Raw genomic sequence first — 10,523 nt, 5'->3', positions numbered from 1 at the left:
TAGGATCACCCCCGCTTATGCGGGAAAGACATATAATATTTCTGCTGTGCCATTCCCTCCTAGGGATCACCCCCGCTTATGCGGGAAAGACGAAGAAAATTTTTATAGAGATATGACAAAGAAGGGATCACCCCCGCTTATGCGGGAAAGACTTCGATTGTTTTAAGACAAATGATTGTCAAGTAGGATCACCCCCGCTTATGCGGGAAAGACTAAGCGAGAAGATAACATTTATTTAGAAGAAAAGGATCACCCCCGCTTATGCGGGAAAGACTTTTTGACTTCTTTTTGCATTTTTTTGATGACAGGATCACCCCCGCTTATGCGGGAAAGACAGATTAGAAAGTAGGGATAACATGGCAAAACGAGGATCACCCCCGCTTATGCGGGAAAGACACCCGTCGAAGTAATGAGCGTGCTTTAAATGGGGGATCACCCCCGCTTATGCGGGAAAGACATAAAAGTGGGGAATTGAATGCAAGCATGAGTAGGATCACCCCCGCTTATGCGGGAAAGACAGTTAAAGATCCCTACAAAAACAGCATTTTTAATTCACCATTTTCAAAAATTTATTCACTTTTGTCGATAATTGATATATTATTTTCGCATCTTCCAGAGCTCGGTGAGGTACATAATCATCAAATCCATAACTTACTAAAGCTGTTTTTAATTTATAATCACTGAGAAGCATTTTTTCTCGTTTAATATACCGAATTAAATCATGAGGCTTATTTGATAACTTTATTAAGTCATGATCCTTTAAATATTTATTCAAAAAGCGAAGATCAAAGTCAAGTCCGTAACCAACTATAGGAAAATCTTCTATAAAGTCTACAAACTCCATTAATGAATCCTTTAAAGGTTGACCATTTTCATCTAATAAATCTTGAGTGATACCAGTTAACTTAATAATATCTGTTGGTAATTCCTTATCGTATTTAATTAATCGATGAAAATTTGTTAGTTTTCCTCCATCCAGCTTAACTGCTCCGATTTCAATAATTTGATTATCGTTATAATCTAGTCCATCTGTTTCAATGTCAATTACGACATATTTATAATTTGGCTCGTTCGTAGGTGAATACTTTTTAGAATATTTCTTAGCTTTTTGAAATTTTGCTGCATTACTATAACCTTTTATATAATTAGTTTCACTAACTTCATCGTTCACCTTTGGCAATATTACCAGTGGAACTCCATCGTAATCGATTACTTGTCGTTGTGTATTTATTGTTTCAAACTGGTAACCTATTTCATTACGATAAACGTAACTCATGGTAGCTTCTCCAGTTCCGACGCTTTGAACTACTCTTTCCCATAATTGTCCTCGTACCTTAGTATTAAAATTACCGACATAAACGCCAGTAGCTATTTCTTGCATCCATTTAGTTAAATCTCCTCGAAGCGAATTAGGTACTTTTTTTAAAGTAATCACAGTAAACGGCATTATTGTGGCACCTCTTCGTAATTCACTCCATGTTTAACCAATTCCTCTTTATCGTCCCATAGATTAATAACATCGATAAACATTTCTTCCTCTGCTTCTACATCCATAAGATACTGTAAGTCTTTAACGATAGTTTTCATGATTTTCCCGTCTACAAAAGCATCACGCACTCTCAGCCGAGTTTTGCGTCCAATATCTTCATCTGGAAGACTTTCACCAGCTATTTCAAAAGCAATTGGTATAGTTAAATCAGCCTTATAAAGGTCTGCTATATCATAAACAAAGGATAAATCATGTCCAGTATGTACAAATCCTAGACCAGGCGACATTCCTAAAGCTACTATAATACTGTATACAAGACCGTACAATGAAACATGCCCCGCTGATAAAGCTTGATTAACAGGAGTCCCAGCTTCAAAGTCATCAGGATTGTACTCTCTTTTTGTCCATTCCACATTATGGAGTTTAGATTGCTTTCGATAGACTTCCCGTACTCTCGCTCCTTCTCTTCCTCTTAATTGTTGCATAGTCAAATTGGATACGTCCTCATTAGGAAAACGCATTTGATACATTTTTCGAGCTACCGATAACCTTGACCGTGTATTTGATACAAGATTAGCTTGTCTTTCCAACAAACGGCTGGAATGTGCAAGAGCGCGACCGTGAGCATAATGTCTAACGCCTCGCTCTCCTACCCAAACCATACTTGTTCCCGTATCTCCGATTAGTTCAATTGCTCGATGACTTACATCAGTTCCTGGCCCCAATAGCAAAACGCCGACCATTGAAGCTGGAATACGAACAATACCCTTACTATCTAACACAGTTATTGCACTATCTTGTCGGTTAATTTTAGCATGTTCAATATAAATAAAGGTAACCCGATCACCAATTCTTGGTAATTCATCAAGTTCGGTTTTTTTAGCTCCGTTATGTTTTTTCATACTCTACACTCCTGGAATAACTGTCATCATGCCAAATCCATATGCTTTTTTCCTACCAAGTCCTTCTGTTAATGTTTTTCTAAAGGTATGAACATCACTAATCTCTAGTATTCCTTCATAAGTTACTTTACTTAAGCGAAGGTCTTTTTGTCGACTTTTCTTTAAAACTTCAAAACTGCGTTCTGTAATAAAAAAGTCTTCTGCGTTCAATAAAAAGCCATTCTTTTCAGCTCGGTTAAGTAAAAAGTTCAGTTGATCTTCTTCAGATAAGTACGGGAATACTCGTCCTCTCCTACTTACTTCCTGTTTTTTTGAAATAACTGGATTTAAAACAACTTTAAAGCGAGCCTTCATCCCATCGTCCAATGAACTCAAGAAACTACCATATTCTTTGGTACGAGCACTTCCTTTCACCCCATAAGTTTCAAGTAGTTGTAAGTCAGGTTTGTCAGAGCTAACTACTAATAAATACTGCTTGCCATTCAATTGATCTATTCGCCACAGTTTCCTCGAACGTTCTGTTAAAGCAACTTCATTTGGAAAACTTTGCTCCACCCAATTGTGGTAGGCTCCTAAATGAGTTAAATCTTGAATCTTATATCGGTCATTGTTGTCAACTTCTACTTGTGATAAATACATCTTAACCTCCTAAAGCATCAAAAGCATCGTGCTCTCTTGCAAATCCATCCTTTTCCACCATTTCACTTTTTACATCGATTTTAATTTTTGCTTCACCACGAAACCTAAAAGAACGATTTTTCTGTGAAAAGGACCTTACCCTATCCTGTCGCATTTGCATCGGTTCTTCAGATACTAAATCTGAATCTACGTATGCAGTTAATTGGTTTGAACTTCTTTTTTTGTACCATTTTGCTGCTTTCCAGGAGAGCTGGCTCAAACTTTCAATGACGCTCTCTTTGCTACTTTTAATAAAAAAATCTACAGGTAGCGGCAAGGATTTTCGTCCCATAAAAGGTTGAAAATAAGGATTTTTTAGTCCTTGTTCAATTTTTTCTACAAATTGCTCATCTTCGTGTCCAATGGCTACGATAAAAATAGCATCTTCTAAATAATAGCGATCAGTGACGTAGGTTCTATTTATCTCCCCGTTATTTTTATATTTTTTTGCAATATGGTAGTCTCGTAAGCTTTCTCCAGCTTGGTCAATACGCACACCAAAATCTAAAGCATTTAACTCTTGAATTTTTTTATCCTCATGACGTCGATAGCCTAAACTTGCAGCAACCATACCTATAACAGCGCTTTTTGAAGGGTAACGATCTGTCTCCCTCGTCTCGAAATGAGAAGATGTGCCCCACGACTGCAATGGACCGGAAAATTTCAATAATAGTGTTTTCATACTATTCACCCACCTCAGCAGGTATTAAATTATTTGTAACCTCTGTAAAATGTTCTAACAAAGTTTTTAAATTTTCTTCGTTAACACCATCGACGTCAAAATTTTCTACATCTTCCATTGTTAAGTAAAATGTATATTCGGGGTCATTAACAAACTTCTCAACTTTTCTTAATTCATTAAATAACTTTTGGATTGAAGCAGAAACATTCCCATCTGAAGTTTTAACAGGTTCTTCAAATGCCGAAACTAAATTTACCGGTCGATCTGTCCTGAAAGTAACAACAATTGCTTGAGGTAGCGTTTGATTTGCATAGGAATTTACTTTTCCAGTAGGCATTGAATTGGAAAAAGCTTCAATAAATAATTGTAAAGTATTGATAACAGCCTCCTTGTCATGGAGTTGTTGAAGTAGCTCATGAACTGCTATGTTTGCATAACGATATAGAGTGGAAGAATTAAATTCCAAAGTACCTAACATACCAGCACCTGCATTATCTTCTGGTGCTAAATCATCAACAGCTGTATAAAAGTCAAATTCCGTTTGCACCGCATGAGTAGAGATCGCATGAGCTACTTGAGAGGACGCATCTTCATTTAGTGAAGGATCATCAGCTACCATACGCCCAAACAATGCAATATCAACTGCGGGATTATCTCGTAAAATTTCTTGCAATTGCTTTTGATCACTTTCCCCGCTTACAGCGGCTTTGGCTAACTGTTCTGCTTGTGTGTCACCAAGGAAGAATAAAGCTTTAGCACGTTGGTCTTTTGTCTTAACTTTTGCTTTATTTAAAACCTTTTCTGCAAGTTCCATCGCTTCACTATCTTCTTTTGAGGAATCGTAGCTCTTAATTTTGTCAGCAATATATCTTACAATTTCTAAGGTCCTCACTCCAACATTTGCTTGAGCACTATTTTTATGGAAATATTCGCGCATTGCTTTTTTCCAAGATTGTGAACTTACTCGTGCTCTGCGCACTCCTCCATATTGTGCTGTCTTAGGGCTTCCAGTATCATCTCTATTAATGTTTGAAGGTGGTAATGTTTGAATTGCGTGGATATCTAAAAATAAATGTTGATTAGTCATAGTTCATCTTCTCCTTTTTCTATACTTTCTTGTCTACTGTAAAAGGCTTTCGCCCAGTCTAAACGTACCTTTTCTTCTTTATTTCGTAAGAACCAATACAAATCATTTCCCAGTTGAGCGTAATTAACGGCTATGTCTGGATTTTTGGCTTTTAAAAGTTGAATCATTTGTCTTAGATGATGCGTCAGCTCTTCAAACGATGAAGACGTAATCATCGTATTGAAACGTCGATCGATGGCCACTGTTTCACTACCTTCCCTCAACGATTTTAGTGAAATTCCTATATTATCCCATTGACTTTTTTCACTTCTTTTATTAACACTTTCGGTGCGACTTTGTTGATGTAAGGCATAAATTTGTAAGGTCGTTAATATGGCCCTTTCTTCATTTGTGAGTCTTCCACTTCTTCCCAAAAAGCTGTCAGGCATTTGTTCAAAGACGATAGGCCAAATGTCTACCGTTTCGCTTAAAGGTTGACCAATTGAATTACGTAAATGAGCTAAGGCTGCCTTGCCTGAACTATTGTTTCGGAGTTCGTCAAGTTTTCCAATTATCTTACCTATAGTAGCAAAAACAGTTTGTTCTTTAGATAATTCTTCCGCCACGCTAACCCTCCTCTTCTAATTTATTATTCAAATAATATTTGAACCGATTATAACTCGTTATAATATTTTTTACTTCCCCGTCAGACTCTATTCCGACATAGTCCCGATAGGTTGCATTTTCTAACACTTTTTCCGCTTGTTGATTTACAATTTTTTTAAGCGTCGCATGCCATTTAAATATTTGTTCCGCTTTTGAATCAGAGGGCTGTAGTGAAGATAGCCAGTTTCTAAAGGGCAAATCAACAGCATAATAAAGTTCTTCGACATTGCGGTTGACAAACTGATGATTGGAAGAAAGCTGCCTGATATCTCTAATATCTTCCATAAAAATTCGATAGGTATATCCAATAACCGTTTTGGTTGTTTCTACCGCTTCATTGACACGCGGTAGCCATCCTGCTTGAGCAACATCAGTCAAAACCAGATCATTAATTTTTAAACTATCATGAATTTCATTAACAGGCACCCATGAAGTTGCATTACCATCATCTTGCATACTGACTGCTTGGATTTTCACTTCGAATTCTTCGATAGTTTCATCAATAATGTCTAACCAGTCCATAATACCTGGGCGTCTCTGTCCTCCTTCTTCTGAGTGAGGCAAAGTAATTAGTCCAAACGACCGCCACATGGACTGATTAATTTGATGTTTTCGTGGTGTATAAGTATTTTTATTTTCGCCACTTTCATTAAAACGCCACGTTGTCATAGGTTCTATAAATTGATTTTGGTGAGCAATATCAGGGAGTTTTACAATGTTAAATTCAAAGGGCTTACTTACATCAAATTCTGGGTTTATATAAATTGCTCTGCTCCAATTGGTATATAATTCTGATATATTATCAATGTTTCTTTCTGAAAAATACCATTGGATTAATTCTTCATCAGAATATTCCCAGAAAGGCTTCTGAATATCTTTTAATTGCTTCTGCTGCGAATCTACAAGCACTAGGTTTAAGAGTAAAGTTTCATATAAATTTTTTCCTTCTAGATAAGTCCCACCAATATCAAAAAGCCAACCTTTCGAAGATTTATATTTTTTATCACCGAAGATTACCTTATCGGATAAACCGGAATACCCTTGAAAAGTAATTAACCAACGCGCAATTTCTGGCGCAGTTAGCAATTCTTTATTTTTCTTTGCTTCATATTTAGGGGAGAATAGTGCAGCTTTATTTCCACTTTCCGATATTAAACGATTGATATTTTTTCCTGATACAGAGCTTGGTTTTGTTTTACTAATATTTTCTGGTTTCATCATTTTTTCTGTTACTTGAAAAAATGGATATTTTTCATCAAATAAGTAAAAGTGCTCATGCCATTGTTTTAAATAATCTTGGATGATAGGTGGAAACTGCTTTTTCTCCCACAGTTCTATCCAAGTGTTATACAGCTCCTCCGCATACTCCTCTACCTCATCTTCATCCTCGATAACCGTTGTTTGTTTCAACTGTTCATCAACTTCAAAATAACCATAGGTATTGCCTCTGGCATCAAATCTTGAAAACACAGTGTGCAAAATGGCTAATAACACTCTAAGAACCGCAAAATCCTGCGTGGGGCTATCTCCTGCCAGAGCTTTATACTGTTTTGCATTTTGAAAAACTTCTGATAGCGAAACTTCTTTCGTTTCTCCTTTGTCATTTATCATGACAGAAACCCATGGTTCATCAATTAAATTAAATCTCCCCATTTTTTTCCTCCTTTTCATACACCAGACCAAATTTTGAATCATAATGTAAAATATAGCCATTTAAATAATACTCATTATTTTCATTAAAAACAATACCTAATGATCCTTTCAACCAAGACTGGTTTTGCCACTCACTAAGATATTTTTTGTTTTCTCTCTCAAGTATTTCAATGGTACTATCAATTATACTTGGATAACTCAGAGCATAAGGCAGCCGAAGAGTATGTTTGGCGATTTCCTTCGCGGTATTAAAGTCGTCTATTTTATTCGATAAATCATGCGCTTCATCGAACGTGCCATAACCATCGCCGATCTTTTTAAGAGCAATAACCTCTAGTGTATCCTGGCTATCCCGAACTTGTGCACTGGCATGTTCTTCTTTTTTATCTTTAGCAGAAAAATCTAACCAACCAATCAAAGTATTTTTACGACGAGAAGATTTACGGGCTGGGCCATCCAATTTATAAGTATCTGCTTTATCTTTCTTATTTTGTAAATTTTCTTCATGTTTCTTTTTCATCTCAGTATATTTTTTCTCTAACTTAGCTGAAATTTCGATATCATTTTCTCCATATACTTTTTGCACTAATGTTGATATTTGATCGGGTAAAACTAAAGTGTCTGGTAAATAATGTTGCGTACGAGTGAGTAGATAGCCTCCATAAATAAATTCTGCGCCGTCCTCGAATTCAAACTCTTGATTGGTTCCTAAAATATAGAGTGTCGCTTTAGTAAATGATCTGGGCCGCTGAATATCATGACGATGAAGGCGACCTACACGTTGAATCAATAAATCTATCGGCGCTAAGTCACTAATTAAAACATCAAAATCAATATCTAACGATTGCTCCATTACTTGCGTACCTATGATGATTTTCTGTTTAGGACGAGCAGCTCCTTTTCCAATCATTTCTAACAATTCATTTTCTTTTTTCATACGATCAGTGGCGATAAAATTAGAGTGTAACAATTCAACACGTTCACTTCCGTATTTCTCCACGCATCGACGGGCCAATACTTGGGCCCTTCTGACTGTATTTACTATAATTCCAATAACACCGTCGCTCTGAGTTAAAGTGTTAAGTAGTTGCTCTAAGTCATCTTCATCATAGCGGCAAATCTTGACCTGTTTTGTTTTATCTTTTTCAAAATCCTGCAGCTGTTTAACTTCTTTACCATCCGTATAGGTAATTAAAGGGTAAGCATCTGTTTGGAAAAAATCGGTTTCTAATTGACTTTTTTGTACCCGATCTTTCTTACCTCTAAGATAACTTTTAATCAACCTTTTGCGACTTTTAGCTGGTAGAGTGGCCGACAAAATGAGAACTGGAACTCCATAAGCTCCCATCCATTGAACTGCACGCATTAGATATTGGCCCATATGCGCGTCATAAGCATGAACCTCATCTATAATAACAACTTTTTTACTAAAGCCCAAGTGTCTCAAAGCTAAGTGCTTCTGTTTTAAAGCTAGAAGTAAAAATTGGTCCACTGTCCCGACAACAAAATCGTCTAAAGCTGATGTCTTTCTTCCTGAAAACCATTCGTTAACAAAAACCGATCCGTTGGCTTCGCCATCAATATCTACGTTTCTAGCTAAACTGGAAAACTCTTTGTTCAACGCAGCTTTACCATGGGCTAAGCGAATCGGAAGATTTTCTCCAACTTCATCTTTGATGCTAGTTAACCAAGAGTTTACCCTTGGAAATATGCCATTAGAAGTTGCCTGTGTGGGTAAACCAAAAAATAAGCCATTACGTCCGGTCTTTGCCGCTAGCTGTTCGACGCCCACTAACGACGCTTCTGTTTTTCCAATTCCCATAGGCGCTTCCAAGATAAAAATCCCTGGTTCCTCTGTTTCTTCGATGATATTTGTTAATTTCTTCTGTACATCCCGAGGCGTGCTAAATCCAAAACGTTTTGTGTATAATTCTTCTGGTTCTGAATACAACTTCTCTTCCCAAGGAAGACTTTTAAACCATTTTTTCCATCCATTTGCAAAGCGAACTTCTTGATCTTCTGTTTCCAACTCATCTATAGTCAATAATGGGAAAAACTCTTCATTACTTGCTATCCAATCAGACATGATCAATAAGCCAGACAAAATCACTTGGCCCGGCTGGGTAATGTTCGGCAAATCACTTATATGCGCAAATCCAGAAGACTGCAATGCCCACTGAAAAATCTCATATTGTACTTTTTGCCACTTTTGATAAATGGGGGAATTGGACGATTCTTCCTGGAAATAATTTTCAAGATAAGAAGACTGTTGCTCGTATTCTTTTTTCCTATCAACAGGTTTTCCATGATGACCACTAATAATCGAGTGAACGTCTTCATTAACGCCATACCATGACAACAGTGTTTCCCCAGCTAAAGCATGAGGACTCTTATTCGGACTAGGAAGTTTCAACTTTGTAATCCCATTAAAACCACTCCTTTCTAGTCGTTCTAATAATTGAATATCCAGATCAGCAGAGTTTGCAAATCCTTTCTTTATCTGGAAAGCCGGGGTTGCCTTAGCCATATCGTGGACTGCAGCTAAAAATTGTACAAGTTGTTTTGCTCTTTCCTCAGTGGGGGAGCTTAATGAGTCTATAACTAATTTTCGTTGACCTTTATTTAACCAAAGTTCCCATAATCTTTCAGAAACTCTATATGTATCTTCTAGATGCTGACTTAAAGGCAACCATAAAAAACGCCCATTTTTTTCAGTTTTTTTAGCCCATAAGTAAGGGTTTATATTTACGATAGAACCACCTCTTTTTTTCAAAGTAAGCGCAAACATAAGAATAGACCAAAAAGTTAGTTTCGATATCTAAACTTAAGCTTTTAATTCTTCTTTGTTTATGTAATATCTCATTTTTCGCACAGCTTTTAAAAAGATTCTATTTTAATTTTACGTATCTGTTTAAAAAAACAACTATAGTAATAATATAAAAAAATCAACGATACTTCAATATCAATAAGAAAATTAAATAATTTTTGTTTGTTTTTCAGCTTCTTATGAGTTCTTTAGATATAGTAACTTTGTTTACTTGCTGTAGAAAAATACTGGAGTCTTTATTACTCAAGTTTCGCACACCAAATTCGGTAGATAAGCCTTGATATAATTGGGCAGCGTATCGATCCAGAGCTGCAGTTGACTTTCAATGAAGTCTTGTAGTTTATGACTCGCTTTTTCACTGACTGCTTGCAAAATGTCCATTAGTTCTAATAAAGCCACCGACCAGTCAAGTTCTTTTATTTGGTCAGCAAGTTCATAAAATAAGCCGCCTAAGGTCCGCTCGTCATTGGCACAGCGTTGTTGCCAACTTAATAAGATGTAGCGCGTGAACACAATGGTGGTATGACAAATCAAGGCTTGATAATTGCGCGTTTGGGTTT

Annotated in this window: 8 protein-coding genes, 1 pseudogene and 1 CRISPR repeat array; all 9 genes and pseudogenes read right to left on the bottom strand. The window is 36.6% G+C overall.

Annotated features, from left to right (window positions below):
* Positions 1-2: 2 nt before the first annotated feature.
* Positions 3-519: a CRISPR direct-repeat array (repeat unit 29 nt; unit sequence GGATCACCCCCGCTTATGCGGGAAAGACA).
* A 28-nt stretch (positions 520-547) separates the two neighbouring features.
* Positions 548-1,447 (bottom strand): type I-E CRISPR-associated endoribonuclease Cas2e, encoded by a 900-nt coding sequence (gene cas2e, locus G577_RS0108865; RefSeq protein WP_028790898.1) that lies wholly within the window; start codon positions 1,445-1,447, stop codon positions 548-550.
* Entirely contained in the window at positions 1,447-2,391 is a 945-nt protein-coding gene (gene cas1e / locus G577_RS0108860; RefSeq protein WP_028790897.1) for a type I-E CRISPR-associated endonuclease Cas1e, read from the bottom strand. The genes cas2e and cas1e overlap by 1 nt, the downstream gene beginning before the upstream one ends.
* 3 nt (positions 2,392-2,394) lie before the next feature.
* Positions 2,395-3,030: a type I-E CRISPR-associated protein Cas6/Cse3/CasE gene (gene cas6e, locus G577_RS0108855; protein ID WP_028790896.1), complete on the bottom strand. Its 636-nt coding sequence runs from the start codon at positions 3,028-3,030 to the stop codon at positions 2,395-2,397.
* Position 3,031: 1 nt separating this feature from the next.
* Entirely contained in the window at positions 3,032-3,751 is a 720-nt protein-coding gene (cas5e, locus tag G577_RS0108850) for a type I-E CRISPR-associated protein Cas5/CasD (protein WP_028790895.1), read from the bottom strand.
* A 1-nt stretch (position 3,752) separates the two neighbouring features.
* On the bottom strand, positions 3,753-4,838 hold the full coding sequence (gene cas7e, locus G577_RS0108845) for a type I-E CRISPR-associated protein Cas7/Cse4/CasC (protein WP_028790894.1): 1,086 nt from the start codon (positions 4,836-4,838) through the stop codon (positions 3,753-3,755).
* Positions 4,835-5,443: a type I-E CRISPR-associated protein Cse2/CasB gene (gene casB, locus G577_RS0108840; RefSeq protein WP_028790893.1), complete on the bottom strand. Its 609-nt coding sequence runs from the start codon at positions 5,441-5,443 to the stop codon at positions 4,835-4,837. Before casB ends, cas7e begins: the two co-directional genes overlap by 4 nt.
* 1 nt (position 5,444) lies before the next feature.
* A complete protein-coding gene (locus tag G577_RS0108835) occupies positions 5,445-7,136 on the bottom strand; it encodes a type I-E CRISPR-associated protein Cse1/CasA (protein WP_028790892.1) in 1,692 nt (563 codons plus the stop codon).
* Positions 7,123-9,924 carry a CRISPR-associated helicase/endonuclease Cas3 gene (locus G577_RS0108830; RefSeq protein WP_051176746.1) on the bottom strand — a complete coding sequence of 934 codons (2,802 nt, stop codon included), beginning with the start codon at positions 9,922-9,924 and terminating at the stop codon, positions 7,123-7,125. Before G577_RS0108830 ends, G577_RS0108835 begins: the two co-directional genes overlap by 14 nt.
* A gap of 282 nt (positions 9,925-10,206) precedes the next feature.
* A pseudogene (locus G577_RS12215) lies at positions 10,207-10,523 on the bottom strand (IS4-like element ISTeha3 family transposase); the annotation flags it as partial.

The organism is Tetragenococcus muriaticus DSM 15685, assembly GCF_000423785.1.
Classification (GTDB): Bacteria; Bacillota; Bacilli; order Lactobacillales; family Enterococcaceae; genus Tetragenococcus; species Tetragenococcus muriaticus.
This window is presented reverse-complemented; position numbering and strand designations above follow the sequence as displayed.

Excerpts from the sequence above, each read along its gene's own strand:
- cas2e (WP_028790898.1), bottom strand. The coding sequence starts at position 1,447 with ATGCCGTTTACTGTGATTACTTTAAAAAAAGTACCTAATTCGCTTCGA.
- cas1e (WP_028790897.1), bottom strand. The coding sequence starts at position 2,391 with ATGAAAAAACATAACGGAGCTAAAAAAACCGAACTTGATGAATTACCA.
- cas6e (WP_028790896.1), bottom strand. The coding sequence starts at position 3,030 with ATGTATTTATCACAAGTAGAAGTTGACAACAATGACCGATATAAGATT.
- cas5e (WP_028790895.1), bottom strand. The coding sequence starts at position 3,751 with ATGAAAACACTATTATTGAAATTTTCCGGTCCATTGCAGTCGTGGGGC.
- cas7e (WP_028790894.1), bottom strand. The coding sequence starts at position 4,838 with ATGACTAATCAACATTTATTTTTAGATATCCACGCAATTCAAACATTA.
- G577_RS0108835 (WP_028790892.1), bottom strand. The coding sequence starts at position 7,136 with ATGGGGAGATTTAATTTAATTGATGAACCATGGGTTTCTGTCATGATA.
- G577_RS0108830 (WP_051176746.1), bottom strand. The coding sequence starts at position 9,924 with ATGTTTGCGCTTACTTTGAAAAAAAGAGGTGGTTCTATCGTAAATATA.